Raw genomic sequence first — 24,397 nt, 5'->3', positions numbered from 1 at the left:
ACCGGATGCCGGAGAAAGTACCTTCTCGTGAAACGGCCGCGGCCGATCACGACAAGGAGATGCGATGAGCGAGCACACCGGCGGATGCCATTGCGGCAACATACGCCTTCGATTTTCAACCGAGCTCGCCCCCTCGCAAATCGAAGTCCGGGCCTGCCAGTGTTCGTTTTGCGTCAAACATGGCTCGCGCGCGGTCGCCGATCCGCTCGGACGATTGATCGTCTCGGTCGAGGACGAAGCCCGATTGCACAGATACCGGTTCGGATTGCGCACCGCCGACTATCTGATCTGCCGGGACTGCGGCGTCTATGTCGCGGCCGTCACCACCGATGACAGCGATCCGAGGGCGATCGTCATCGTCAATGCCCTGGACGACCGGCTGCGGTTCAGCCGCGAGCCGGTCGCCATGGACTATGATGCCGAGAGCAGGCAAGGCCGCATCGCCCGGCGACAGGCGCGCTGGATGCCGGTAGAGATCCGGTCCGGTTTCAGCGGATGACCGGTTCGCCATGAAAGCGCCGGCGCGAGGGGCGCGAAACACCGAAGCCGACCTCCATCATCAGCCGTGGCGTGCGCGCCGGCACAGTGCCCATATGGAAGCCGAAGGGGTCCTCGACGAAGCCGAGGCCAGCCTCTCCGGTCAGGGTCACCGGGCTCTGCTCGCCATAGACATTCAACACCTCTTCGGCGGAATGGCCGACGAGAAGCGTCAGCTGGTGCTTGATGGCGCGCCTGTTGTGGCTGCCCCTGACATAGACGTGCGGACCGGTCCCGGCATCGACCGGCGTCAGGTAGAAGAAGAATTTCAGCATTCGCCAGTCGTCGAGGTCGAAATGATATTTGCCGAGCGACGCCAGGTTCTTGTCGGCATCCGAAGCCTCGCCGGTCGGAAAGCTCCACCAGACGCGCGTCGTGATCAGTTTCGCCTGGCCGCCGAGATAGTGCGCTGCGATGTCGAGAAGCAAGGGATCGCGCTGGATGGCGAGTGCCGCCGGGCAGCCGAGGATGCGTTCGAAGTAATGCCCGCTAAGCAATGAGCGGCCCAATCGTTTCTCGGCTTCGGCATGCTCACCTGGCATGAATTCGAGACGGCGGTCGAAATTGCCGAAGCAAGACGTGCGGCAGGCGAAACTCGCGATCTCTTCATGGATCGCGGGCGGCAGGACGAGGCCCGAAAACAGGCCATCGGTGCGCAACGCATCGACCACCGCCGACCGCTCGACACCAGCGAACATCGTATCCCCTGCACTGTCGGCCGGAGGGGCGCGTTTTGCGCCAAGCCAGTGCATTCGCCGCCCAGCCATGGTTCGCGCCAGCACGAACATCGGCAGCCAGGCCGGGTTTTCGCGCAGGTCCGTCAAATAGGTGGGAATGCGCGCTGCGATGCGGCGCAGCAGGCTGCCGTTGCGCGCAATGGCCTCGAGACTGGCAGTGCCGGATTTATCAGGGGCCGAAAGGTTCATTGGATCCTCGTCTGTGAGCGTAACCCCGATCGGCGCCCACCGCTCGGCTCGACCCAAACCCAATTCACCTGCCTGAGCGGAAAATTAGCCCGGCCTTACATTTTGTGCAATGCACAACGGAGAGAGCAGATGCAAAAAATTAGGTGCGGGCGCGGTGCTCTTGTTTTGCCGGAGCAATCCAGATCTCGGCGTCGAGCTTCTTTGTCGCGAGGCCGCGCGCCAGTGCCTCGGCGCTGCCGGCGTTCTTCGACAAGGAAGCGGCCTGACGCTTGCTGATCACCAGCCCGTCGGCGAGCGCTCGATTCCCCGAAAAAACCCGTGCCAGGAACGGCGTGCGGCTGCCGCGCGCGCGCGAGAATCGCGCCGCCATGGTTTGCCTCGCCGTGTGGGCGACGACCGCTTCGATCCAGCCCTCCACCAGTCGCGCGCCCGGCTCCAGCAGCAACAGCCAGTCACCCTTGGCCTGCCGGATTCCGGCGGCGATGCCGCCGCTCGCCACATAATGGCAGCCGGCATGCTCGGCGACATAATGCGTCTGGTCGGTGGAACCGGTGTCGCAGACGACGACCTCGCGCACCACGCCTTCCACCGCGCCGCCAATCAGCGAGGCCAGAGTGCGGGCGAGAGCCTCCTCGTCGTTGCGCGTTTCGATGAGAACACTGAGCATATTCAGCCGAATAGCGGAAAGCCGCGGACAGCGCCAGTTTTTGCAGCGCAGCATAAAAAGTTCTTGCTTTGTTCTCATCGGCAAAATAGGAATAATTTCATGAACAGATCGATTCGACACAACACGGACAGCCCCTGGGAGCGAGCAAAGATGGAGCCGATCATGCGCGCCGACATTGCCGCCTTCGGGGCGGGACGAGCCGAGATGGCCAATGCGATGATCGAGCAGAGCGGCATGCGTGTCCGTCCCGACCGCAACCGCGGCCGGTCGGCAGGCATCAATCCGTCCGGCCGGTTCGAACCCGTCAGCCGGCATGTCTTCGACGATGGCTGGAGTTCGCTGGAGGAATTGCCGCCATTCAAGACCGAGGTGCAGGTGGAAAAGCCGCGCACCATCATCACCCGCAATGAATCGCCCGACATTTCCTTCGACCGCTCGATCAACCCCTATCGCGGCTGCGAGCATGGCTGCGTCTATTGTTTCGCGCGGCCGACGCACTCGTTCATGGGCCTGTCGCCGGGCCTGGATTTCGAATCCAAGCTGTTCGCGAAGCCCGACGCGGCGCGGCTGCTCGACAAGGAGCTGTCGAAGGACGGCTACCAGCCGCGCACCATCGCCATCGGCACCAACACCGATCCCTACCAGCCGATCGAGAAGCAATACCGGATCATGCGCGAGATCCTCGAAGTGCTGGAAGCGCGTGGCCATCCGGTCGGTATCGTCACCAAATCCGCCCTGGTGACGCGCGACGTCGACATCCTGTCGCGCATGGCCGAACGCGGACTGGCCAAGGTGGCACTGTCGGTGACGACGCTCGACCGCATGCTGGCGCGCACGATGGAGCCACGCGCGTCGACGCCGACCAAGCGGCTGGAGGCGATCCGACAGCTTTCGGATGCCGGCATTCCGACTTCGGTCATGGTGGCGCCGATCATTCCGGGCCTCACCGATCAGGAGATGGAGCGGATCCTCGATTCGGCACGTGCCGCCGGTGCCCGCGAGGCGGGTTATGTCGTGCTGCGCCTGCCGCTGGAAGTCAGCCCGATCTTCAAGGACTGGCTGCTGCGCCATTATCCTGACCGCTATCGCCACGTCATGTCGCTGATCCGCTCGATGCGCGACGGCAAGGACTACGATTCGGAATGGGGCAAGCGCATGAAGGGCGCCGGACCCTACGCCTGGCAGATCGGCCGCCGCTTCGAGATCACCGCCAAGCGGCTTGGCCTCAACGCTGAGCGGCGCACGCTGCGGACCGACCATTTCGTCGCAGCCGGAAAGGACCAGGAGCAGCTGATGCTGCTCTGAAAAAACCAGAATCGTCGCGGCTGTTTCAAGGCCGCCATGGCAGAAATCCCGTCCGGCCTGCCCCGGCCTGCAGACGGTGCCCTCCCGGTCCGGCGCCCCACCCGACCCGGAGGGACTTGCGGAGAATCGGAGCCGATGCGAACCTCGCCGCAACATGGCTCGCGCGCGTTCCGATTCTCCGCTTCTCTTCGAAATCGTCGAGAAACCCGATTTCTCCTTCGAGACGAAGGCGATGGCCGACGGCCTGTGGCCGGTGGCCGGGATGGACGAGGCCGGACGCGGCCCGCTGGCCGGGCCTGTCGTCGCGGCGGCGGTGGTGCTCGACCCGGCCAATATCCCGGACGGCCTCGACGATTCCAAACGGCTCAGCCATTTGCAGCGCGAAGCTCTGTTCCTGCGGATCCTTGGCTCCGCGCAGGCGGTCTCCATGGCCTCGATCAGCGCCGAGGGCATAGATGGCAGCAACATTCTCAAGGCGAGCCTGGAAGCGATGCGGCGCGCGCTGGTCGGGCTGTCGGTCCGGCCGAAGCTTGCTCTGGCTGATGGACGCGATGTGCCGCCAGGGCTACCGTGCGAAGGGCGCGCGCTGATCAAAGGCGACCAGCGATCGCAGTCGATCGCCGCCGCTTCCATCGTCGCCAAGGTGATGCGCGACCGCATGATGTGCGGCTGCGGCAGCCAGCACGACCGCTACGGCTTCGAATTCCATATGGGTTATGCCACGGCCCGCCATCGCACCGCGATCGAGGCGCATGGCCCGGTCGCGCGGCTGCACCGCGTGTCTTTTTCGCCGTTTAGGCTGGGCGGGGTTGAGGTGGTTGAGGAAGAGAGTTTCGAGGGTTTGGATTGAGTGACGGCATTACCTCTCGGCGATGGGCGAAAGCAGCTATGTCGGCCGATCTCCCCCCTTTTGTGGGGGAGATGTCCGGCAGGACAGAGGGGGCGCGAAGGATCGCGGGCGCTTGATTTTCCTCTTGACGTTGTGGCGCCTCAAACGGCGGCCGGCATTTGGATGGACCCTGGTTGATAGGTCGGCGGGACAGCGCCCCCCTCTGCCCTGCCGGGCATCTCCCCCACGAGGGGGGAGATCGGCAGCGTCGGCGTCAGCACACAACAAAAAAGCCGCCAGGTTTCCCAAGCGGCTTTGATTGTACTGCGTCTGCTAAAGTCTAGTTCATTTTCGACTTCACGTCCGCGAGCGAAGCCTTGAACAGGTCGGCTCCGGCCTTGACGTCAACCTTGGCGGCCAGCAGCGCGCGGGCGGCCTCGACGGCGATATCGACGGCGCTGGCACGAACTTCGGCAACCGCCTCGCGTTCGGCCTGGCCAATCTTCTGTTCGGCAAGCGCGGTGCGCCTGATAACATAGTCCTCGGTCTTCTTGTGTGCGTCGGCGGCGAGCAGTTCGGCCTCGCGCTTGGCGGCCGCGACAATGGCGGCGGCCTCCTGCTCGGCTTCCTTGCGCTTCTTCTGATACTGGCCGAGCAGTTGCTGGGCCTCGTCACGCAGCTTGCGTGCCTCGTCGAGCTCACTGCTGATCCTGGCGGCGCGAGCATCGAGCGCCTTGGCGATCAGACGAGGCACCTTGATGTAGATGGCGACGCCCAGGAAGATGATCAGGGCAATCGTGGCCCAAAGCGTTGCGAGAGATGTAGCGTCCATGATGCGCTCCTCACCGGGCCACGGATTTGACCGCGGCCGCAATCTCGGCCTTGCTGGCCTTGCCGCCGACCAGTGCCTCGACAATCGCCGAAGCGGTATCCTCGGCAATGCTGCCGACTTCCTTCATGGCATTGGCCTTGATGGAAGAAATGCGCGCCTCGGCCTCGCCGAGTTTCTCGTCGAGCGCGGCCTCGATCTTCTTGCGTGCGGTCTCGGCTTCCGCCTTGGCCGCATCGGCGGCCTGCTGGCCGATCGAGTTGGCGTTCTTCTTGGCCTCCGCCAGTTCCTGCTCGTAAGCGGCAACGGCGGCGTCGGCTTCGCCCTTCAGCTTGGATGCCTGATCGAGATCCTGGCTGATGCGATCATTGCGGACATCGATGATGCCGCCGACACGCGGCACCACGACCCGCTTCAGGAAAAGATAGAACAGCCCAAAAGTGATCGCCAGCCACAGAAGCTGCGACGGGAAGGTCGCAGGATCGAACGGCGGAAATGCGCCGTGCGCTTCGGCTGGCACGCCGGTGCCGGAGTGCGTGTCGCCTCCGGTCGTGGCATGGCTGGTATCGGCCGATGGCGCGGACTCTTGCGCGAAGGCAGACGTCACGAACATGGACTATCCCCTGATATCAGGCCCGCCGTTGGCGCGGCCGGCCTGTCCAATCTTGTCATGGCTAGCCGAGGCTCAGCCGAACAGGGCCAGCAGCGCGATCAGAAGCGAGAAGATGCCCAGAGCTTCGGTCACGGCGAACCCGAAGATCAGGCGGCCGAACTGGCCATCAGCAGCCGACGGGTTGCGCAGCGCGCCCGAGAGGTAGCTGCCGAAGATGTTGCCCAGGCCAATGCCCGCGCCACCCATGCCCAGGCAAGCGATACCGGCGCCGATGTACTTTGCTGCTTCTGCGTCCATTTGTTCAACTCCTTTGGATCTGAAATTCCGTTGCGATTTCCATCCGGCGCCAATGTTGGAAACCTTGGGCCGGAAATTTTTGATCAGTGCCCGGGATGCAGGGCGTCGTTGAGGTACATGCAGGTCAGCACCGCGAAGACGTAGGCCTGCAGGAAGGCGACCAGCAATTCAAGGGCCGTCAGCGCCACGGCCATGGCCAGCGGCAGGACCGAGCCCGCCACGCCGACCGCGCCGAGCGCGGAGAGGCTGACGACGAAGCCGGAAAACACCTTCAGCGTGATGTGGCCTGCCAGCATGTTGGCGAACAGACGAACCGAGAGGCTGACTGGGCGCGACACGAAGGAGATGATCTCGATCAGCACCACCAGCGGCAGCAGGAATACCGGGACGCCGTGCGGTACGAACAGTTTCAGGAAACCAAGGCCATGCTTCATGAAGCCGTAGACCACCACGGTTCCGATCACCAGGGCGGCCAGGCCGAAGGTGACGATGATGTGGCTGGTGACGGTGAAGAAATAAGGGAACAGGCCAAGCAGATTGGCAACCAGCACGAACATGAACAGCGAGAACACGAAAGGGAAGAACTTCATGCCCTGCGTGCCCGCGGCATCGCGCAACATGTTGCCGACGAATTCGTAGGCCATTTCGGAGACCGATTGCAGCCGGCCGGGAATCAGACTGCGGCTCGATGTGGTCAAGAACAGGAAGGCCGCCGCGACGACCACGGTCGCGACCATGAACAGCGCCGAATTGGTGAAGGACAGGTCGTAGCCGCCGATGTTAATCGGAACCAGCTTGATGATATGGAACTGGTGGATCGGATCGACCTTGTCAGCTGCCACGTTCTAACCCCGTCAATGCCGCGTACGGCCAAATTACCATTGCCGCACGAGGCGGCTATTTCCAAATGCCGCCGGAAGGGCGGTCATTTGCTGTCGTCCCCGTCAGAGCGCGATTTGTCGCCCTGTCCGAATTCTGCCACAACGCCCGCGGAACGCATGACATTGAGCACGCCAGCGCCAAAACCAAGCAGCAGAAAAACGATCAGACCCCATGGCGATGTCCCCGCCAGACGGTCGATGATCCAGCCGATGCCGGCGCCCACCACCACTCCAGCGATAAATTCGCTGGAGAGTTTGACCGCCTGGCCATATCCGGCCGCACTGCCCGCTTTCGCGTCGTCTTTCCCCCCGAGCCGGTTCGGCAGCCTTGTCGCAAGCGATGCTTCAAGTTCACGCCGACGTCGCTCAAGATCGTCGTCGCGGATGCCGGTTTCATGCTGATCGCCGCGGCCGGTTTCTCCGGTTCCGTCTGGCCTGCTTTTCTTGGCCATCGCAACCCCCCTGCCCGGTCAGACCGTCACCGTCCGTCCGCTTCTAAAGTCGCCGGCAACATAGTTAGAGGGTTTGCGCCCGTCAAGCCACGGGCGGAAGTTCATTGCCATGTATTTTGTGCAATGAAATCAATCTATTAGAGAGGTGCGACATCGTGCCCGCCGCGCGGGCAGGCATGCGTTGCGCGAATCCCCCGGGCAATGGCTCCCTGATCGAGCCTGCGGTGGATGGAAAAGGCCAGCGGCCGAGGGGCTCTCAGCTCCAGCCGCCGCCATAAGTGCGGTAGAAGATATGCAGGCCGATCTTGGTCATCTTCTCCATCGTGCGCGCCCAGCCCGGATGGACATATTGGGCGTAGTAATGGGTCGACGATCCGACCTCCGGGATGAAGATCTTGCCAGCGGTGACGGCCATGGCGATGTCCTGCGCGGTCTTGTAGGCGACAGGATTTTCGATGCGCTTCTTCCTGCCGTCGCAGGCGAAAGAGAACTGGCAGCGGTTGAACCAGCTGTCGTTCTGGTAGACGACCCCGCAGATCGAGTTGGGATAGGCGGGATTGCGGACACGGTTGAGGATGACCTGGGCGACGGCGGCCTGGCCGCGCACGGATTCGCCACGCGCCTCGAAATAGATGCCGTTGGCCAGGCATTTCTGCTCGGGGTTGGAGAAGACGCTGGCCGGAAGCGGGTTCTGGATCCACCAATGATCGCCCTTGGCCATCGGCGGAATGAAGCGGCCGCTGTTCGGTTGCTCGTCCTGAAGCAAAGCTTCGAACGGTGAGGCCTTGGCATAGTCCGGCGCGGATTGCGCGTAGGCCGTCGCCAGCACATCCGGATGGTCGTTGTTGACCAGGGCGGCAAGCATGGCCGGCACGCCGGGGTCCGGCTTCTTGTCCTCACGCGCATGGAATTCCGCGGCGATCTGAATTTCCTTGCCTTTGAGCTGAGGCTTGGCAAAGGCCATCTTCAGGTCGCTGTCCATACTTGGCCGCATCAAGGAGGAGGTCCGCTGGAAGATCGAACCGGCGTTGAAGTTCTTCGGCGGTGCAACAGGAGACACCTGGACGATGCGGCCCTTCTTGTCGGCGCGCACGATGCGATCCTCGTCGGGCGAGCCGCTGACCTTGCCGCCCTTGCCGCGGAATGACACGGTGCCGACGCCGGCAAGGCGCACGCCGGAACCCGAGAGCGAACCGGTGATGTCGGAATCGAGGAACGGCATCTCGGCGGCATGGACCGAACCAGCAACGGATCTCTCGACATAGGAATTCCAGCGCGCGGTCGGCGCCTCGAGGCCGGACACCAGGCTTGTCATATCCTGGTAGGCGGCGACGGTCGGGAAGCCGATCCAGATGCCGAGGCCAATGATGAATGGAGATACGAAGCTGCGTTTCTTCTCACCGGCGGCGGCAACAAGCCGCTTCAACACACGTCGATGCACGGAACTCTCCAGGAACGCTACTGACCCCACTGGAGAGCAAAATGATGCATTAACCTTGATGGGACGTTAACAGAATCGACCGGGTTTTCTCAGTCGGCTCATGCTCGTGGTTTCGAAGTCGGGCGGTTTTGCGGCGGAGCGTCAGGCCGGTCGCAGGAAGATCGGCCATGCGATCAGCGCGCAGATGGCGGCCGACAGCCAGACGCCGGACCATGACCAAAGGTGCAGCAGCCCGGGAATGGCCACCGGCACCAGGAAGAAGCCGACGAAAACGAAGGTGTTGGCGAGGCTGAGCGCGGTTCCGACATGGCCAGCGCCTGCAAGGGTGGCCAGTTCGGTATAAGCAACGCCATGCCAGGCGGAGACCGAGATGCCTGCGACAATCAGCACCAAGGCAAGGACCGCGATCAGGAATGACTGGCCGCTTGGGATGGCGGGGCTGGCGAGGACCAGCAGCCAAAGCGTCATGAAGGCCAATGCGCTGAGCGCACTGCAGGAGCGGAGAAACTGGCGCCGGTTGCCGTGGCGGTCGGTGAAACGGCCGCTCCAGACGCGCATGACCATGGCGCCGACCTGCACGGCGGCGAGGCTGGCGCTGATCGCCGCCGTCCCCAGCCCGGCGAAGTCATGCAGGAACACCGATGCGAAAGTGAGCACCGCCACTTGCGGAAAGCAGAGCAGGCCGATGGCGGTCGCGATGCGCCAGACCTCGATGTTGCGCAGCGGCGCCGGCCCGGCCACGGCCGATGAAACGACGTGGCCCTCGCCCGCCGCCGGCGGTTCGTGCAGCCAACGCCAGGCGAACAGGGCAGACAGAGCGGAGGCGCCCGCCAGCAGCCCGAACACCGCGGCGAAGCCGAAAGCCAAAGCAAGCGAAGGCAGGACAAGCGCTCCGAGGCCGCCGCCCATCGGCACCGCCGTCTGCCTTATGCTCATGGCAAAGCCGCGTTCGTTTTCCCGGAACCAGCCCATGATGGCACGGCCGCTCGAGCCGTTGACACTGCCGCCGAGCAAGCCCGTGACGAGCAGGCTTGCCGACAGGAGCGCGACATCGGGAATACCTGCTCTCGTCGGCACGACAAGCATGGCCATGGCAAGGAGCCATGCCGCCGTCGCGCCGAGCCCGATCAGAAGCACGCGGCGATCGCCCCAGCGGTCAGTGAGCAAACCCCAGGGCAGTTCGCTGAGCGCAACGCCCAGCCCGAGAAGGCCGAGTGCCAGGCCGAGCTCGGCATTGCTCAGGTGATAGCCTTGACGCAGCACGACCGCCGTTGCCGGTATGCCGGAGAAAGTCGCCGAGAAACTCGCATTCGCGGCGACGCCGATACCCAGGACCTTCCAGCGATGGCCAGGGCTGAACGCACGCTCGGCAGGACCGGCAGCGCTGGATTTCCGAGTTTGTGTTGGCTGTTGGTCGGTGCAGTCGACAATGGCAGACATGGTACTATTCCCGTGGTGGTCCGGTGGGCTGGACCTTGACGGCTTCTCTCTATCGCCATAAGTCCGTCCTTAAAATCAGGAAGTTTTTGACTGTTAATCCTGAAAAGCAGGACCTTTCCCATGCAACGCGTGACATTCGATCTCGACGTTCTCCGCAGTTTCGTCACCGGTATGGAGCTCGGCAGCTTTGCCAAGGCGGCCGACCGCCTCGGCCGGTCGACCTCGGCGGTCAGCGCGCAGTTGAAGAAACTGGAAGAGCAGGCCGCGACGCCGATCTTCCGCAAATCGGGGCGCGGCCTGGGCTTGACGGAGGCCGGCGAGACCATGCTCGGCTATGCGCGCCGGTTGCTCGAGCTGAATGACGAGGCGGCAGCGGCCATCCACGACGTCGAGCTGGAAGGCTGGGTGCGGCTCGGCCTGCAGGAGGATTTCGGCGAGGCAGTCTTGCCCGATGTACTTGGCCGTTTTGCCCGCGCCCACCCCAAGGTCAAGATCGAAGCTAGGATCGCGCGCAGCCACGAACTCGCGGACAGGGTGACGTCAGGCAGCCTCGACATCGCGCTCGCCTGGCACAGTGGCCAGACGCTGCCCTACAGCGAGCATGTCGCCGATGTTCCAATGCGCTGGATCGGTCCGGCAAAGCGCATCGAGACCAGCCTTCGCGACGGCGAACCGCTGCCGCTGGTGGCGCTCGAAGCGCCGTGCCTGCTGCGCACGGTGGCGACGGAAACGCTCGACCGCGCCGGCCTGCCCTGGCGCATGGCCTTCTCCAGCCCGAGCCTTGGCGGCATCTGGGCAGCGGTCGCCGCGGGGCTTGGACTGACGATCCGCACCGACATTGGCCTGCCGACCAGCGTCAGCGCGATGACGCCCGAGATCGCCGGGTTGCCGGCGCTGCCCAAGATGGCGCTGTTCCTTTATCGACGCGATGCCGAATCCGAGCCGGTAGCGGCTCGCCTTGCCGACATATTGCTGGAAGCGGCGCGGCAGGCGCTGCCGGACAATGCGCGAACCTTGCGTGCCGTGGCCTGATCGGACGAGCGCTGGAGCTTAGCCGCGTTTCTTGGCCCGGCCGGCGAAAGGATTGTCCGAGGTGCGCAGCGCGATGCGGATCGGCACGCCCGGCATGTCGAAAGCTTGGCGCAGGCTGTTGGAGAGATAGCGGACGTAGCTTTGCGGCATCGCGTCGGGCCGCGAGCACTGGACGACGAAGCCCGGCGGCCGCGTCTTGGCCTGAGTGACGTATTTGACCTTCAGCCGGCGCCCGGCAACGGCGGGCGGCGGGTGATGCGCCAGGATGGCTTCGAGCCAGCGGTTGAGCTTGCCGGTCGAAACACGGCTGTTCCACACCTTGTGTGTCTTCAGCACCGCATCCATCAGCTTGTCGAGGCCGCGTCCGGTCTCGGCCGAGACGGGCACGGCCTGGATGCCGCGCACCTGCGGCAACAGCCGTTCGGTCTTCTCGCGCAGTTCCGCCAGAAGCTCCTGCGGATGATCGATCAGGTCCCATTTGTTGAAGGCGATCACCGGCGCCCGGCCCTCGCGGATGATCAGGTCGGCTATCTGCAGATCCTGCTTCTCGAAGGGGATGGTGGCGTCGAGCACGATAATGACGATCTCGGCAAAGCGGATGGCGCGCAAGCCATCCTGCACCGACATCACTTCCAGCTTCTCGTGGATCCTGGCCTTGCGGCGCATTCCGGCCGTATCGAACAGCTTGATCCGGCGGCCGCGCCAATCCCAGTCGACCGAGATGGAATCACGCGTGATCCCGGCTTCCGGTCCCGTCAGCAGCCGCTCCTCGCCGATCAGCGCGTTGATCAGCGTCGACTTGCCGGCGTTCGGACGACCAACGACGGCGATGCGCATCGGCTTGGTGTCGTCATAGGCAGGCTCAACGTCCGGGTCGGCGATGTCCTCGCCGATCAGCACCTCGCCGGTGGCGATCTCTTCGTCTTCGCCAGCTTCGTCTTCACCGAAGGCGCGCGCCTCGCCAAGCGCATCAATCACCGCATCGCGAAGATCGGGCATGCCCTGGCCGTGTTCGGCCGAAACCGGGATCGGCTCGCCAAGGCCGAGCTCCCAGGCCTCCAGCATGCCGCCCTGCGCACCCTTGGCTTCGGCCTTGTTGGCGACCAGCACGACCGGCTTGCCGGACTTGCGCACGATCTCGGCGAAGGTCCGGTCGTCGGGCAGCAGGCCGGATTTCGCGTCGATGGTGAAGAAGATCAGGTCCGCCTCGCGGATGGCGATCTCGGTCTGCGCCCGCATGCGGCCGGGCAAGGTCGAGGCGCCCGCGTCCTCGAAACCGGCGGTATCGATGACGTCGAAATGCAGGTCGTAAAGTTTCGCGGCGTGGACACGGCGGTCACGGGTGACACCGGGCGTGTCGTCGACAAGCGCCAGCTTCCTTCCCACCAGCCGATTGAAAAGGGTCGATTTGCCGACGTTAGGTCTGCCGATGATGGCGACTTTGAAGGTCACGATGCATTGCCCGAGCCGCGGATCAGCTCGGACATCAGCGTTGCCCGCTCGCGGATGTTGCGCGGGGCGCCGTCATCGGCGGCGATCTGGTCGAACAGCTTCAGCGCGTCCTGGGTCTTGCCTTCCTTCCAGGCGGCAAGGCCGAGCGCCTCGCGTGCCGTGTGGCGCAGCGTGTTGGTGTCGGACGTGAGTGCCTCGACACGGCTGGAAACGTCGGCGAAGGAACCATGGTCGACGAGCAGCAGCGCTGCCCTGAGCCGCGCCATGTCGCGAATGGCCTGGGGAATGGCGGTGTCGGCGGCGACATTGTCGAAATCCTTGACGGCGGCATCGACGTCGCCCTTGCTCGCCTTGACGGTCGCGGCGCGCATGCGGGCGAGCAGCGGATAGGCGCCATAGCCATCCTTCTCCAGCTGGTCGAGCGCGGTCAGCGCATCGTCGTTCTTGCCGTCATTGGCAAGCTTCAGGGCCTGCGAGAAGGCGTCGCCGGAGCGGTTGGCGCGTGTCTCATCCCAATAGCGATAGCCGACGAAGGCGGCGGTGCCGAGCACCACGAGGACCGCAAGGACAAGCAAGGCCGGGCCGAAACGGTCCCACAGCTTCTGCGCCTGTTCGCGACGCATCTCGTCGTTGACTTCACGGATAAAACTGTCGTCGGACATCAATCAAAACCATTCCTGCCCCGGGCCGGGGCGGTTCATGAGCCCGCGTTTTAGCGAAATTTTGTCGGCATGGAAGGGGTTCAGCCGGAAAATCGGCTTATCGCAAGACAAGAGACCAGAAAAGAACGATCGCATCCACGCCACATTTGCCCGATAGCCGGCTTCCACACATTTCCCTGAACCTCAGATCGATTGCCGATGCTTCGTCCGTTTCGCGTTGCTGCGTTTTCCCTTGCCTCGCTCGCCACCGCCGGCGCGGCCCTGGCCGATCCGCCGACGCCACCAATGCCGGCAAAGCCGAAGCAGGTGGTCATCATCTCGTTCGACAGCGCCCGCGACATCCCGCAATGGAAGCGTAGCCGGGCGCTGGCGCAGCGCACCGGCGCGCATTTCACCTATTTTCTGTCCTGCGTCTTCCTGCTGTCGCCGGAGACGCGCAAGGAATACACCGCGCCGGGCAAGACACCGGGCAAATCCAACATCGGCTTTGCCGCTTCAAAACAGGAAGTGGCCGAGCGGCTGGAGCAGATCGGCCTCGCCGCGCATGAGGGCCACGACGTCGCCAGCCACGCCTGCGGCCATTTCGACGGCAAGGACTGGAACCAGGCCGACTGGCTCAAGGAATTCGCCTCGTTCGAGCACATCCTCGAGAACGCCTATGCGATCAACGGCATTGCGGCGGAGCCCCCGGGCTGGCGCGATTTCGCGCGGCACGCGGTTGTCGGTTTCCGCGCGCCCTATCTGTCGACCGGCAAGGCGCTTTACGAGGCACTGCCCGCCGCGGGCTACCGGTTCGACGCCAGCGGCGTCTCGCAGGGCCCTGCCCTGCCGGCGGCCGGCAACGGCATCATGCATTTTTCGCTGCCTCAGATTCCGGAGGGACCGGAATCAAGGCCGGTGATCGCCATGGACTATAATCTCTATGTCAGGCATTCCGGCGGCTTCGAGCGGCCGAGGAAGGCGGACGCGTTCGCCGACCGGACCTATCAGGCGTTTCGCGCCGCCTTCGATACGCAATATCGGGGCAAGCGCATCCCGCTGGAATTGGGCTTCCATTTCACGCTGATGAATGACGGCGCCTACTGGAACGCGCTGGAACGTTTTGCCGGCGAGGTTTGCGTCAAATCAGACGTCGAGTGCATCAGTTTTCGCGATTATATTTCGCGGCAAGACGGCTCCCAGAGGCAGGTTTCGGTCGGCGGCTGAGCCGCCAACCCGTTTCGCATCGGTTCCTCAGTCTTCCTAGGCCGGATCCTCGGCGCCATGCTTTGCCAGATAACGCTGATCAATAGCAGGCAGCGGTTCGCCGAGGAGCGTTGCCTCGAAGGCGCGCAGACGTTTGTGGACCGACTGCAGCTCGACGATCGTCGACCAGGAGGTGAGCAGGAACTGCAGCGAGCCCGTCACCTTCCCGAATGCGTTCGAGATCTGGTTCAGCGCGCCGAACGTTATCTTGTGCGCGACCAGCGACGGACCCAGGATCAGCAGCGAGAAAATGTTGTCGGCCTGCAGGTAGGTGTACCGGACGACGTTGAAATAAATGTAGTGGAAATAGAGCCTGAAATAATTATGGCGGACATTCGCGAACAGCTCGGCCGTGGTGGCGGGCTGCGCGCGGTCCGCATGGTCTTCGCCATAGACCAGTTCCTTGCGGTAAGCGGCTTCGACACGCTGGTTGCGGAACTGCAGCCCCGGAAGCTTCAGGCCGGCGATCATCACCGAGATCGTTCCGAACAGACACCAGGCCAGTGCCGCGATCACCAAGGGCTGCGGGATCGCGCCGACGATCGGCAACTCGCTGATGTGAGCCTGCAACTGGATCATGACCGGCAGGAAGGCGATCAAGGTCATGATCGACTGGACGAAGCTGGAGCCGAGATCCTCCATGATTTGCGAGAACCGCATCGTGTCTTCCTGGATACGCTGCGAGGCGCCCTCGATATGGCGCAGCCTGGCCCAGTTCTCGATGAAGTAGTTGTTCATCGCCGTGCGCCAGCGGAAGATCCAGTGGCTGACGATAAAGGCATTGACGACCTGCACGTTCATGCCGACCAGCGCGAGCCATGAGAAGTCGGCCAGTCCGGTGTAGAATTCCGCGTTGGTCGATGTTCCGGTCCCTGACATGAGCCCTTGCACATAGTCGAAGAAAGGGCCGTACCAGGCGTTGACGGCGACGCTGACCTGCACATTGAAATAGATGAAGAACAGGACGACCGCTGTCATCAGGATCGACCAGCGCTGCCATGGATGCGGCGAATACCAGCTCCAGAATCCGTAGAAGATGCCCACGCAAAGCGCGAAGTAGATATAGAACCAGAGGAACGGCTTCGAAACCAGCACCGCAATACCGATAATCGGCGGCGCACCGGCGGCGGCCGGCGGCAAGCCCAAGACAGCTCCCAGCTGCTCGCCGCCAAAAAACCAGAACAGGATCGCCGCAAGGCTCCAGATGGCGGCCGAAGAGAAGAAGAGCTTCGGCTGCGGGAAGAAGGATACGAACACTGTGGGAAATTCCTTGCTCTGTGCGCAAATCAACTGACTTTGGCGGGCATAAAGTCACACATTAGGGGGAAAGAAAATGCCCGCCCGATACCCGGCGCAGAGCAAGACCACAAATCATGGCGATTTTGGCACGGCCGACCATGTGATGATGCCGGAGGCGACCAGCATGGCCGCGGCGACGATCGAAGCGAGGAAGAAATCGCCTGACGCCTGAGCCAAAAGCCCGGCGGCAATCGGGCCGATGATCTGGCCAAGGCCGAATGAGGCCGTCATCAAGGCAAAGATACGCCGGGGCGCCCTTGGCGCCTGCTGGCGCGCGGCCTGCAAGCCAAACGCCGTGATGGCAATGAAGGTGCCGCCGAGGAGCAGGCCGCCAAGCAGCGGTCCGGAATATCCACCAAGCGCCACGCTGGCGGTGACGCCGATCACTTCGATGAAGCATGCCAGCGCATAGGCGGCATAGAGCCCGATGCGTGCGGCGATCTTCTGCCAGAGCCAGGTCGAGGGAAAGCCGGCAAGGCCGGCGACCATCCACACCACGGCCTCGAAGACGCGGCTGCCGCCCCCTTGCCGCACGATGGCGACCAGGAATGTCGCCGTCACCACATAGCCAAAGCCAAACAGGCCATAGGCGACGATAATCTTCATGAGCGAGCGGTCTTTCGGCAGCGCCGGCTCAGGACCGGCTTCGCCGTTGGTGAGCGGCCCTTCGTTCACCAACAGCGCCACGCCCACGAAGCCACAGGCCGAAATTGCTCCCGACCACAACCAGCCCGCCGCCCAGCCGGCATGTTCGGTGACCAGAACCGCCATCATCGCCGCGGAGATCGCAATGCCGAGACCGACGCCGCCAAAATGCCACGCCTGCAGGTCGCTGCGTCCGGCCGCCGCGATATGGCTGAAAACGATGCTGGCCATGAAAACCATGACGAAGGCGCTGGCCAGACCGGCCAGAAAACGGATGACGAGAAAGGCGACCATGACGTCGGTCAGCCCCATCAGCGCGGCAAGGATGGCACTGGCGCTGAGACCGGCCAGCATCAGCAGGCGCTCGCGCCCATGCGCCCAGCCGCCTGCCGCGACCAGCGCGCCGACGAGGTAGCCGAGATAATTGGCCGAGGCGATCCATCCGGCATTGGCCGGCGACAGATGCAGTTCTTCCATCATGCCGGGCAGGATCGGCGTGTAGACGAAACGGCCGATGCCCATTGCGACGGCCATGGCGATCATGCCGGCGAACGTAAAACGCAGCGCTGGGGTGGCCGATGTCATTGCGGCGCACAATAAGTGCAGGGATCGCTGAAACAACCCGCCTTTCGTTGGGCCAATGCGACCTCAGTGCGCCATGCACCGCTGGATTTATTCTGAACTGGAAGGTGCCGCCTTCGCTCAGCAGCGCCCGCCAAAACCGGCATGCAATGAAGCGGTCTCGTGGGCAGTGCGCCGCGCCGTCAGCCTGAACGGCACATCGCCGAGTTCGCGTTCAGACATGGTGTTCAGCGCGGGATGGGAAAGCGGGTCGGCCAGCCATCTCTGGGTGTCGCTCTCGGAGCGCGGCTCATACGGCTGATTGGCGGTGAACATGACCTTCAGCGACGACAAGATCCCTAGCATTTCCGGCTCCACGGGTCGGTCTCCCCCGGGCAAAGTCCGCCGTTTCGGTGTTTGTTTCAATTGAGATTTCAGCCGGACCGGTTTAGAAAAACTCAAATGACCATGCTCAACCGCGTCCACCTCAACGGCCTTCGCGCCGTCGAAACCGTCGCCCGTCTCGGCTCGCTCGCGGCAGCCGCCGGCGAACTCAATGTTTCGGCCAGCGCCGTCAGCCAGCAGATCAGCCGCACCGAAAAGCAGCTCGGCCAGGCGCTGTTCGAGCGCACTACGAACGGTCTGGTGCTGACCGAATTCGGCGCCGTCTTTGCAAGCCGCCTCGGCGCCGGGTTTCGCGAACTTGCGCAGGCGGTGGCTCTGGCAGACGAGGCGAGCCAATGCACGCTGGTGGTCTCGGTGGCGCCAGCGTTTGCCTCGAAATGGCTGCTGCCAAGGCTATCACGTCACTTCGACCGGCATCCCAACGTGCTGCTGCGCATCGACGCGTCGGTGCGGTTGGCCAATCTCGATCATTCCGACATCGACATCGCCATCCGGCTTGGCGACGGCAAATGGCCGGGCGGGCGGGCGGAACTGCTTTTGGCGCAGGAAGTCTTTCCGGTCTGCGCGCCCGGCATCGCCAGGAAATTGAAATCGATCGAGGATCTCGCCCAGACCTGCGCCATCACCGACGAGCGGGCGATGATCAACTGGGAAAGCTGGTTCACTGCCGCCGGTGTTCCGCCCGTCACCTTCCAGAAGGGCGCGCGCTTCACCGATCCGATGCTGTGCCTGGAATCGGCGATTGCGGGCCATGGCGTGATGCTCGGCTGGCAATTGCTGGCGGCGGACGCGCTGGCCGACGGGCGGCTGGTGGCGCCGTTCGGAATCCGTGCTCAGAGCGGGCTCGGCTATTGGCTGGTGACCTCGTCGGCCAAGGCCGAGAGCCGCAAGGTTCGGGACTTCAAGGCCTGGATCAGGGAAGAGATCGAGGCGACGATGGCACAGTTCGGATCGGCGAAGTCGGGCACGACTGATGGGATCGCGGTGGAAAGCAGCGTGGCACCGGACTATGTAGGATCAGACATCAAACTACGGCAGGCAGGATCATGACCACACATTCGCGCGGCGTTTCCGCATCGATCGACCCGGTGAAGCTCGACAGGCTGGCGGAGGTCGCCATCAGGGTTGGATTGCAACTGCAGCCCGGACAGGATCTGGTGCTGACATCATCGATCGCGGCACTGCCGCTGACCAGGCGCATCGTCGAGCATGCCTACAAGGCAGGTGCTGGGCTGGTGACGCCGATCTTCAACGATGACGAGATGACGCTGGCGCGCTATCGCTTCGGCGCGGATGCCGGGTTCGACCGCGCGGCCGGCTGGCTGTACGAAGGCATGGCGAAAGCCTTCTCCAACAATGCGGCGCGACTTGCCGTGCGCGGCGAGGATCCGTCGCTGTTGTCGGCGCAGGATCCGGCGAAGGTGGCGCGCGTCAACAAGGCCAATTCGATGGCCTACCAGCCGGCGCTGGAAAAGATCACCGGCTTTGACATTAACTGGAACATCGTCGCCTACCCTGACCTCGCCTGGGCCAAACAGGTCTTCCCTGGCGATGCCGACGATTTGGCGGTGGCGAAGCTCGCCGATGCCATCTTCGCCGCTTCGCGGGTGGATGTGGAAGACCCGATCGGCAACTGGAAGGCACACAATGCAGCCCTGCGCGGCCGCACCGAATGGCTCAACGGCCACAATTTCCATGCGCTGCATTTCACCGGGCCGGGCACCGACCTGACGGTCGGGCTGGCGGACGGCCATGAATGGATGGGCGGCGCCTCGACCGCCAAGAACGGCATCACCTGCAACCCGAACATCCCGACCGAAGAGGTGTTCACCACGCCGCATGCCAGGCGCGTCGAGGGTCATGTCTCCTCGACCAAGCCGCTGTCCTACCAGGGAACGCTGATCGACGATATCGCGGTGCGCTTCGAAGCGGGCCGGATCGTCGAGGCCAAGGCCTCGAAGGGCGAGGACGTGCTGAAGAAGGTGCTCGACACCGACGAAGGGGCGCGCCGTCTCGGCGAAGTGGCGCTGGTGCCGCACTCCTCGCCGATCTCGGCCAGCGGCCTGTTGTTCTTCAACACGCTGTTCGACGAGAACGCCGCCTGCCATATCGCGCTCGGCCAGTGCTATTCCAAGTGCTTCGTCGACGGTGCCTCGCTCAGCCAGGACGAGATCGCCGCGCGCGGCGGCAACAAGAGCTTCATCCACATCGACTGGATGATCGGCTCGGACAAGATAGACATCGACGGCGTCAACAAGGACGGCAGCCGCGTGCCGGTCATGCGCAAGGGCGAGTGGGCCTGAGGAGTTTCCAGCCAGCGAGGGTGTGATGGCCTTCGACATCGCGGTCAAGCGCATCTATGAGCCACCGGCACCTGGCGACGGGCAGCGGGTGCTGGTCGACCGCATCTGGCCGCGCGGGTTCAGCAAAGAGCATGCCGCGCTGGCGCTGTGGCTGAAGGACATTGCGCCGAGCGACGACTTGCGGAAGTGGTTCGGTCATGAGCCGGCGCGCTGGGCGGATTTTCAGAAGCGGTACCGCGCCGAGTTGGACAGGAATGGTGAGGCGGTGGCGCAGCTGCGTGATCTGCTCGGTAAAGGCAAGGTGACGCTGCTTTACGGCGCGCATGACGAGGCGCACAACAATGCCGTGGCGCTGGAGGGGTATTTACGTGCGGGTTGAGGCGTTCGAATTTCGTGAGTCGGCGGGACAGCGCCCCCTCTGGCCTGCCGGCCATCTCCCCCCTCGTGGGACCCTCAAGGGGGGAGATCTGCCGTTATCGTCGCCTTCGCAAACTACGAACGTGACAAGAATGGCGGAGCGTCGAAGCTGCCGATCTCCCCCCTTGAGGGGGAGATGTCCGGCAGGACAGAGGGGGGCGCCAAGGAACGCGGCGAGGCCAGCGTCGGCTCTACTTCCCCACCGCCGCCTGATAAACATCCGGCTTGAACCCGACCAGAATCCGGTCACCAACCTCCAGCACCGGCCGCTTGATCATCGTCGGCTTGGCCAACATCAGCGCCTTGGCCTTCTTTTCGTCGAGGCCCTGCTTGTCCTTATCCGACAGTTCCCGGAACGTCGTGCTGGCCTTGTTGAGCAGGACTTCCCAGCCGACCTTGCCGACCCAGTCGTCCAGCCGCTTGGCGTCCAGCCCCTCTGCCCGGTAGTCGTGGAAATGGTAGGCGGCATCATGACCTTCCAGCCAGACGCGCGCCTTCCTGATCGTGTCGCAGGTGGTGATGCCATACATCGTGGTGGTCAACGCGTGCTTCCCTAGGCTGACAAGTCGAATCCTCCCTCAGCCTAAAACCCTCTTTCCCACTTTGCCAGCGCCCAACCCGATCCGCGGATTTTTGGCGTTTCCGGCCTCAATAGTAGAAGCGCTCTTCGGTGATCTTGCCGTTCTTGACCGTATAGAGGCCCACTTCATCCATGGTGACTCGCTCGCCGGTCGCCTTGGGCGTTACGTCAAACGTAAAGCGCACCGCGAACTGGTCGCCATTGACATAGGGGCCCTCTACGGAGCCGCCATGGACTTCGTTGTTCTCTTGCCACCACTGGCCTTTCTGCTTGAGAGCCTCCTTGCCGTGGCTGATGGCCATCGGCCCCTCCATGGCTTCGTAACTGGCGATATCGTCGGCATTGTATTTTTCGGCAGCGCCTTCGTTGTCACCCTGCTTGAGGAGTTCGGTGAAATCCTTGGCAATTTCCGCAATGGTCATGGGGGTTCCTCCTGTTCAGACTGGCTTGAAGTAGGGCACCGCTTGCTGGCCTGCCATCGTCGGACCGGTCGATAGCTGACAATCCATGTCAGGACGATGGACATCTACATCCCTGCCAGCATCGGTGAGGCTAGCTCGAGAGCATCGGGCAGTTGGCGCCACGCCGCAGGCTGATATGCGCCACGTCGCCGACGCAGAATTGAAAACCCTCGGCCTGGCGCGGTGCATCGATGACGACAGGCGCGCCTTGCTCGAGTTCGGCATGCAGGCGGAGCGTGCGGCCGTGAAAGACGATGCTGTTGACGCGCGCCGGCGCCGTGCCGGGCGCGACTTCGGTCGCTGCCAGCAAATCCTCCGGACGCACGCCAATGGTTCGCATCTCGCCTTCGCCGGGTGATTGGCCGGTGTCAGAAATGGCCTCCAGAGGCAAGGCGCCGGCGGTGAAACGCAGGCGCTCGCCATCGCGGCCGACAAAACGCGATTGCAGGAGATTCATGGTGCCGATGAAGCTCGCCACGAACTTCGTGGCGGGCCGGTCGTAGAGTGTCGCCGGCGGCGCGATCTGCTCGATGCGGCCCTTGTTCATGACGACGATGCGGTCGGAGATCGACAGCGCCTCGGTCTGGTCGTGGGTAACCATGACGAAGGTGGTGCCAAGCCGCGATTGCAGCCGCTTCAACTCGACCTGCATCTGTTCGCGCAGATGCGCGTCCAGCGCCGATAGAGGCTCGTCGAGCAAGAGCACGCGCGGTTCGCAGACGATGGCGCGTGCGAGCGCTACGCGCTGACGCTGGCCGCCGGAGAGTTCGGAAACGCGAGCGCGAAGCTTGTCGGCGAGACCGACCATGTCCAGGGCTTCGCCGACGCGCTTTGCCTGCTCGGCGCCGGACAGTTTTCGCAGCGACAGGCCGAAGCCGACATTTTCGGCGACGTTCATGTGCGGAAACAGCGCATAGTCCTGGAACACGGTGTTGACAGGCCGGTCGAAGGGGCGAAGCCCCGTGATGTCGCGGCCGTCGAGCAGCACCTTGCCGTTCGATGGGCTTTCGAAGCCGGCGATGACGCGCAGGCTGGTGGTCTTGCCGCAGCCCGACGGCCCGAGCAGGGTGATGAACTCACCGCTGATGATGTCGAGATCGACGGCATCGAGCCCGACGATGCCGCCGGGAAAAATCTTGGAGACCGCCTGCAGCCGCACAAGGGGATCAGGCGCCATCGCGAACCTCGGAGGGTTTCGTGGTGTTGACCCAGAGGATCTGGCACTGCTCGACGCCAGGATTGCGGAAGGCGTGCAACAGCGTGCTTTTGAAGGCAAAACTGTCGCCGGTCTTCAGCACGTATTTTGTCGAATCGACCACCAGTTCGACCTCACCGGCGAGCACGCAGCCGAATTCATGGCCGGCATGGGCGTAGGCTTCGGCGGTGCCGCCACCGGCCTCCACCGTCACCAGCATGCCGGTCAGCGTCGCACCCGGCGGCGACAGCAGCGCCTTTGCAATGCCTTCCGATTTAACGGGGATGGCGCGGCGACTGCTGGCGCGCACGCAATAGAGATCGCTGACGGCATCGTTGCCGTCGGCGATCAGCGCCGACGGCTCGATGTCGAGCGCGGCGGCGAGCGGCCAGATCACCTTGACGCGCAAAGAGGACATGCCGCGCTCGATCTGGCTCAGCGCACCGATCGACACGCCGGCCCTGGCGGCCAGCTCGGCCAGCGACAGGTGGCGTTCGAGCCGCAGCGCCCGCACGCGCCGGCCGACCCGCACATCGGCATCGTCCTTCGACTTCTGCGCCGCCTCGTCAAGAACATCCATGCGTAAGTCCTCGTTTTCTTCCCCTTCTCCCCTTGTGGGGTGAGAAGCGGTTCACCCAGCGACGAAAAGCCAATTGCTTGGCTTTTCGAGCTTCGAACGCCCTGAGCCTACGAAGGGCCGGGCGTGGTAGCCGATCCACCCTGCCGGGTCCCCGCTGCTTCGCAGCGTCCCGGCGTTCGCCGGCCTTTCATCGTGCCACTGGCACGATGAATTCGCTTACGCGAACCGGCTGCTCACCCCACAAGGGGAGAAGGGAAGACCTTAGCGTCACCCGCCCGCCTTCACCTTTTCGAACATCTTGGCCATATCGTCATTCTGTTTCATCGGTCCTGTGAAGATGGTGCTTTTCAGCATCACTTCGGGATCCGACGGCAGCTGCAGCTTCTCCAGTTCCTCCTTCGGCACGCCGGCGAAAGCGGTGCTGAGCGAGCTGCCATAGCCGTAGGACTGGATCAGGTATTTACCCGAATCGGCATCCAGCCGGCTGTTGATGAAGTCATAGGCGAGATCGACATTCTTGGCGTCCTTCAGCATGACGAAGCCGCAGGCCCAGGTCAGCATCCCCTCCTTCGGCTTCATGAACTCGACCGGCACGCCCTGCTTCTTGAGCGACGTGGCGGACGCATTCCAGGTCATGGCGGCGACCAGCTGCCCGCTGGCCAGCGCCTGTTCCACCGAAGTCATGTCGGTGGTGTAGTTGGAGAGCAGCGGGCGCTGCTCGCGCAATTTTGCCGCCACCTTGTCCATCTCGGCAGGCGTCATGTCGAACGGATTGACGCCGACCAGAAGCGCGGCAACGATCGGCGTGTCATGGACGGCGTCGATGGTCGCCATGCGGCCGGCATATTGCTTGTCCCACAAAAGGTTCCAACTCGCCTCGGGGTTCTTCACCAGGTCGGTGCGGTAGAGGATCGAGGTGTTGCCCCAGTCCCACGGCACCATCCAGACCTTGCCGTCGCCGGCCTGCAGGTCGGGCAGGTTCTTGAACACCGGGAAGATCGAATCCCAGTTCTTGATGCGCTTGGTGTCGATCGGCTGCAGCAGGCCTTCCTTGTTCCAGCGCGCCACCTTGTCATAGCAGGGATGCGCGATATCAGGACGGAACCCAGCCTTGACCTTGGTGAAGGCGTCATCGTCGTCACCGAAGATCGAGGCCTCGACGCCATCGGGGTGCGCGGCGAGGAAGCTCTTGTTGAAATCGGGCAGTTCGTAACCCGACCAGGTGAAATACTGCAGCTTCTCGGCGGCCAGCGCCACGGTCGACGACAGTGCGAGCGCCAGTGCGGCGAGGCCGGCCCGGGCTTTGGATCCGGCTGTCGATTTCAGGTGGAATGCCATTTTTC

The 24,397-nt window shown here is 63.5% G+C and carries 27 protein-coding genes; 8 read left to right on the top strand and 19 right to left on the bottom strand.

The genetic code is table 11. The features are described 5' to 3' along the window. Positions 1-64 precede the first annotated feature (64 nt). Entirely contained in the window at positions 65-499 is a 435-nt protein-coding gene (locus JT360_RS24110; protein ID WP_214474682.1) for a GFA family protein, read from the top strand. On the opposite strand, the gene JT360_RS24105 is transcribed toward JT360_RS24110, so the two are convergent. Together JT360_RS24105 and JT360_RS24100 are read right to left on the bottom strand one after the other, a co-directional pair. After that, positions 489-1,463, bottom strand: coding sequence for a hypothetical protein (locus JT360_RS24105; RefSeq protein ID WP_214474680.1), 975 nt, complete (start codon positions 1,461-1,463; stop codon positions 489-491). The genes JT360_RS24110 and JT360_RS24105 overlap by 11 nt on opposite strands. Before the next feature lie 139 nt (positions 1,464-1,602). After that, entirely contained in the window at positions 1,603-2,130 is a 528-nt protein-coding gene (locus JT360_RS24100; RefSeq protein ID WP_214474696.1) for a glycosyltransferase, read from the bottom strand. 150 nt (positions 2,131-2,280) lie between these two features. On the opposite strand from JT360_RS24100, the gene JT360_RS24095 reads away from it, so the two are divergent. Continuing rightward, positions 2,281-3,435: a PA0069 family radical SAM protein gene (locus tag JT360_RS24095; RefSeq protein WP_214474695.1), complete on the top strand. Its 1,155-nt coding sequence runs from the start codon at positions 2,281-2,283 to the stop codon at positions 3,433-3,435. 154 nt (positions 3,436-3,589) lie between these two features. Further along, entirely contained in the window at positions 3,590-4,285 is a 696-nt protein-coding gene (rnhB, locus tag JT360_RS24090; protein WP_214474679.1) for a ribonuclease HII, read from the top strand. A 319-nt stretch (positions 4,286-4,604) separates the two neighbouring features. On the opposite strand, the gene JT360_RS24085 is transcribed toward rnhB, so the two are convergent. The 7 genes from JT360_RS24085 to JT360_RS24055 all read right to left on the bottom strand — a co-directional run bounded on the left by JT360_RS24085 (position 4,605) and on the right by JT360_RS24055 (position 10,217). After that, positions 4,605-5,096 carry a F0F1 ATP synthase subunit B gene (locus JT360_RS24085; protein WP_214474678.1) on the bottom strand — a complete coding sequence of 164 codons (492 nt, stop codon included), beginning with the start codon at positions 5,094-5,096 and terminating at the stop codon, positions 4,605-4,607. 10 nt (positions 5,097-5,106) lie between these two features. Beyond that, positions 5,107-5,706 carry a F0F1 ATP synthase subunit B gene (locus JT360_RS24080; RefSeq protein ID WP_214474677.1) on the bottom strand — a complete coding sequence of 200 codons (600 nt, stop codon included), beginning with the start codon at positions 5,704-5,706 and terminating at the stop codon, positions 5,107-5,109. A 72-nt stretch (positions 5,707-5,778) separates the two neighbouring features. Further along, positions 5,779-6,003: a F0F1 ATP synthase subunit C gene (locus JT360_RS24075; protein WP_013896722.1), complete on the bottom strand. Its 225-nt coding sequence runs from the start codon at positions 6,001-6,003 to the stop codon at positions 5,779-5,781. A gap of 83 nt (positions 6,004-6,086) precedes the next feature. Further along, positions 6,087-6,845: a F0F1 ATP synthase subunit A gene (locus JT360_RS24070; RefSeq protein ID WP_214474676.1), complete on the bottom strand. Its 759-nt coding sequence runs from the start codon at positions 6,843-6,845 to the stop codon at positions 6,087-6,089. A gap of 83 nt (positions 6,846-6,928) precedes the next feature. After that, positions 6,929-7,336: an AtpZ/AtpI family protein gene (locus JT360_RS24065; RefSeq protein ID WP_214474675.1), complete on the bottom strand. Its 408-nt coding sequence runs from the start codon at positions 7,334-7,336 to the stop codon at positions 6,929-6,931. A gap of 256 nt (positions 7,337-7,592) precedes the next feature. Further along, positions 7,593-8,777, bottom strand: a complete 1,185-nt coding sequence (locus JT360_RS24060; protein ID WP_214474674.1) for a cell wall hydrolase — start codon at positions 8,775-8,777, stop codon at positions 7,593-7,595. A gap of 141 nt (positions 8,778-8,918) precedes the next feature. Beyond that, a complete protein-coding gene (locus JT360_RS24055) occupies positions 8,919-10,217 on the bottom strand; it encodes an MFS transporter (RefSeq protein ID WP_214474673.1) in 1,299 nt (432 codons plus the stop codon). A 120-nt stretch (positions 10,218-10,337) separates the two neighbouring features. Here JT360_RS24055 and JT360_RS24050 point away from each other — a divergent pair, with 120 nt between their 5' ends. Next, positions 10,338-11,249, top strand: coding sequence for a LysR substrate-binding domain-containing protein (locus JT360_RS24050; protein WP_214474672.1), 912 nt, complete (start codon positions 10,338-10,340; stop codon positions 11,247-11,249). A gap of 18 nt (positions 11,250-11,267) precedes the next feature. On the opposite strand, the gene der is transcribed toward JT360_RS24050, so the two are convergent. Further along, complete coding sequence (gene der / locus JT360_RS24045) at positions 11,268-12,701, bottom strand: ribosome biogenesis GTPase Der (RefSeq protein WP_214474671.1); 1,434 nt, start codon at positions 12,699-12,701, stop codon at positions 11,268-11,270. Further along, the gene (locus JT360_RS24040) at positions 12,698-13,363 is read right to left on the bottom strand and encodes a tetratricopeptide repeat protein (protein WP_214474670.1); all 666 of its coding nucleotides are present in this window, start codon (positions 13,361-13,363) and stop codon (positions 12,698-12,700) included. Before JT360_RS24040 ends, der begins: the two co-directional genes overlap by 4 nt. A 198-nt stretch (positions 13,364-13,561) precedes the next feature. On the opposite strand from JT360_RS24040, the gene JT360_RS24035 reads away from it, so the two are divergent. Beyond that, positions 13,562-14,569, top strand: coding sequence for a polysaccharide deacetylase family protein (locus tag JT360_RS24035; protein ID WP_214474669.1), 1,008 nt, complete (start codon positions 13,562-13,564; stop codon positions 14,567-14,569). Between the two features lie 36 nt (positions 14,570-14,605). Here JT360_RS24035 and sbmA read toward each other — a convergent pair whose 3' ends face one another. From sbmA to JT360_RS24020, 3 genes are all read right to left on the bottom strand, one after another. Beyond that, positions 14,606-15,865, bottom strand: coding sequence for a peptide antibiotic transporter SbmA (sbmA, locus tag JT360_RS24030; protein WP_214474667.1), 1,260 nt, complete (start codon positions 15,863-15,865; stop codon positions 14,606-14,608). A gap of 114 nt (positions 15,866-15,979) precedes the next feature. After that, a complete protein-coding gene (locus tag JT360_RS24025; protein WP_214474666.1) occupies positions 15,980-17,137 on the bottom strand; it encodes a YbfB/YjiJ family MFS transporter in 1,158 nt (385 codons plus the stop codon). A 117-nt stretch (positions 17,138-17,254) separates the two neighbouring features. Further along, positions 17,255-17,479: a hypothetical protein gene (locus JT360_RS24020; RefSeq protein WP_214474665.1), complete on the bottom strand. Its 225-nt coding sequence runs from the start codon at positions 17,477-17,479 to the stop codon at positions 17,255-17,257. Positions 17,480-17,575: 96 nt separating this feature from the next. On the opposite strand from JT360_RS24020, the gene JT360_RS24015 reads away from it, so the two are divergent. Genes JT360_RS24015 through JT360_RS24005 form a run of 3 tightly spaced genes read left to right on the top strand, consistent with a single transcriptional unit; the run spans position 17,576 to position 20,200 of the window. Continuing rightward, positions 17,576-18,568, top strand: coding sequence for a LysR substrate-binding domain-containing protein (locus JT360_RS24015; RefSeq protein ID WP_214474664.1), 993 nt, complete (start codon positions 17,576-17,578; stop codon positions 18,566-18,568). Then, positions 18,565-19,821 (top strand): aminopeptidase, encoded by a 1,257-nt coding sequence (locus JT360_RS24010; protein ID WP_214474663.1) that lies wholly within the window; start codon positions 18,565-18,567, stop codon positions 19,819-19,821. The genes JT360_RS24015 and JT360_RS24010 overlap by 4 nt, the downstream gene beginning before the upstream one ends. Positions 19,822-19,846: 25 nt before the next feature. Then, positions 19,847-20,200: a DUF488 domain-containing protein gene (locus tag JT360_RS24005; protein WP_214474662.1), complete on the top strand. Its 354-nt coding sequence runs from the start codon at positions 19,847-19,849 to the stop codon at positions 20,198-20,200. Between the two features lie 229 nt (positions 20,201-20,429). Here the strand turns inward: JT360_RS24005 and JT360_RS24000 are convergent, their stop codons facing one another. The 5 genes from JT360_RS24000 to JT360_RS23980 form a co-directional block, all read right to left on the bottom strand. Further along, positions 20,430-20,780 (bottom strand): ArsC family reductase, encoded by a 351-nt coding sequence (locus tag JT360_RS24000; RefSeq protein WP_214474660.1) that lies wholly within the window; start codon positions 20,778-20,780, stop codon positions 20,430-20,432. Positions 20,781-20,886: 106 nt separating this feature from the next. Continuing rightward, positions 20,887-21,240: a nuclear transport factor 2 family protein gene (locus JT360_RS23995; protein WP_214474658.1), complete on the bottom strand. Its 354-nt coding sequence runs from the start codon at positions 21,238-21,240 to the stop codon at positions 20,887-20,889. 130 nt (positions 21,241-21,370) lie between these two features. Next, complete coding sequence (locus JT360_RS23990; RefSeq protein ID WP_214474657.1) at positions 21,371-22,456, bottom strand: ABC transporter ATP-binding protein; 1,086 nt, start codon at positions 22,454-22,456, stop codon at positions 21,371-21,373. After that, the gene (locus JT360_RS23985; protein WP_214474656.1) at positions 22,446-23,054 is read right to left on the bottom strand and encodes a cupin domain-containing protein; all 609 of its coding nucleotides are present in this window, start codon (positions 23,052-23,054) and stop codon (positions 22,446-22,448) included. The genes JT360_RS23990 and JT360_RS23985 overlap by 11 nt, the downstream gene beginning before the upstream one ends. Before the next feature lie 267 nt (positions 23,055-23,321). Then, complete coding sequence (locus JT360_RS23980; protein ID WP_214474655.1) at positions 23,322-24,392, bottom strand: ABC transporter substrate-binding protein; 1,071 nt, start codon at positions 24,390-24,392, stop codon at positions 23,322-23,324. Positions 24,393-24,397: the final 5 nt, after the last annotated feature.

Source organism: Mesorhizobium sp. dw_380, assembly GCF_018588885.1.
In the GTDB taxonomy this organism is placed as follows: Bacteria; Pseudomonadota; Alphaproteobacteria; order Rhizobiales; family Rhizobiaceae; genus Mesorhizobium.
The sequence above is the reverse complement of the archived record's forward strand: the minus strand, read 5'-3'. Positions and strand labels throughout refer to the sequence as shown.

Excerpts from the sequence above, each read along its gene's own strand:
- JT360_RS24015 (WP_214474664.1), top strand. The coding sequence starts at position 17,576 with ATGACCATGCTCAACCGCGTCCACCTCAACGGCCTTCGCGCCGTCGAA.
- JT360_RS24035 (WP_214474669.1), top strand. The coding sequence starts at position 13,562 with ATGCTTCGTCCGTTTCGCGTTGCTGCGTTTTCCCTTGCCTCGCTCGCC.
- JT360_RS24085 (WP_214474678.1), bottom strand. The coding sequence starts at position 5,096 with ATGGACGCTACATCTCTCGCAACGCTTTGGGCCACGATTGCCCTGATC.
- JT360_RS24095 (WP_214474695.1), top strand. The coding sequence starts at position 2,281 with ATGGAGCCGATCATGCGCGCCGACATTGCCGCCTTCGGGGCGGGACGA.
- JT360_RS24025 (WP_214474666.1), bottom strand. The coding sequence starts at position 17,137 with ATGACATCGGCCACCCCAGCGCTGCGTTTTACGTTCGCCGGCATGATC.
- JT360_RS23985 (WP_214474656.1), bottom strand. The coding sequence starts at position 23,054 with ATGGATGTTCTTGACGAGGCGGCGCAGAAGTCGAAGGACGATGCCGAT.
- JT360_RS24075 (WP_013896722.1), bottom strand. The coding sequence starts at position 6,003 with ATGGACGCAGAAGCAGCAAAGTACATCGGCGCCGGTATCGCTTGCCTG.
- JT360_RS23995 (WP_214474658.1), bottom strand. The coding sequence starts at position 21,240 with ATGACCATTGCGGAAATTGCCAAGGATTTCACCGAACTCCTCAAGCAG.
- JT360_RS24080 (WP_214474677.1), bottom strand. The coding sequence starts at position 5,706 with ATGTTCGTGACGTCTGCCTTCGCGCAAGAGTCCGCGCCATCGGCCGAT.
- JT360_RS24065 (WP_214474675.1), bottom strand. The coding sequence starts at position 7,336 with ATGGCCAAGAAAAGCAGGCCAGACGGAACCGGAGAAACCGGCCGCGGC.
- JT360_RS24010 (WP_214474663.1), top strand. The coding sequence starts at position 18,565 with ATGACCACACATTCGCGCGGCGTTTCCGCATCGATCGACCCGGTGAAG.
- JT360_RS24055 (WP_214474673.1), bottom strand. The coding sequence starts at position 10,217 with ATGTCTGCCATTGTCGACTGCACCGACCAACAGCCAACACAAACTCGG.
- JT360_RS24050 (WP_214474672.1), top strand. The coding sequence starts at position 10,338 with ATGCAACGCGTGACATTCGATCTCGACGTTCTCCGCAGTTTCGTCACC.
- JT360_RS24040 (WP_214474670.1), bottom strand. The coding sequence starts at position 13,363 with ATGTCCGACGACAGTTTTATCCGTGAAGTCAACGACGAGATGCGTCGC.
- JT360_RS24105 (WP_214474680.1), bottom strand. The coding sequence starts at position 1,463 with ATGAACCTTTCGGCCCCTGATAAATCCGGCACTGCCAGTCTCGAGGCC.
- rnhB (WP_214474679.1), top strand. The coding sequence starts at position 3,590 with ATGGCTCGCGCGCGTTCCGATTCTCCGCTTCTCTTCGAAATCGTCGAG.
- JT360_RS24110 (WP_214474682.1), top strand. The coding sequence starts at position 65 with ATGAGCGAGCACACCGGCGGATGCCATTGCGGCAACATACGCCTTCGA.
- JT360_RS23990 (WP_214474657.1), bottom strand. The coding sequence starts at position 22,456 with ATGGCGCCTGATCCCCTTGTGCGGCTGCAGGCGGTCTCCAAGATTTTT.
- JT360_RS24100 (WP_214474696.1), bottom strand. The coding sequence starts at position 2,130 with ATGCTCAGTGTTCTCATCGAAACGCGCAACGACGAGGAGGCTCTCGCC.
- JT360_RS24020 (WP_214474665.1), bottom strand. The coding sequence starts at position 17,479 with ATGCTAGGGATCTTGTCGTCGCTGAAGGTCATGTTCACCGCCAATCAG.
- JT360_RS24005 (WP_214474662.1), top strand. The coding sequence starts at position 19,847 with ATGGCCTTCGACATCGCGGTCAAGCGCATCTATGAGCCACCGGCACCT.
- JT360_RS23980 (WP_214474655.1), bottom strand. The coding sequence starts at position 24,392 with ATGGCATTCCACCTGAAATCGACAGCCGGATCCAAAGCCCGGGCCGGC.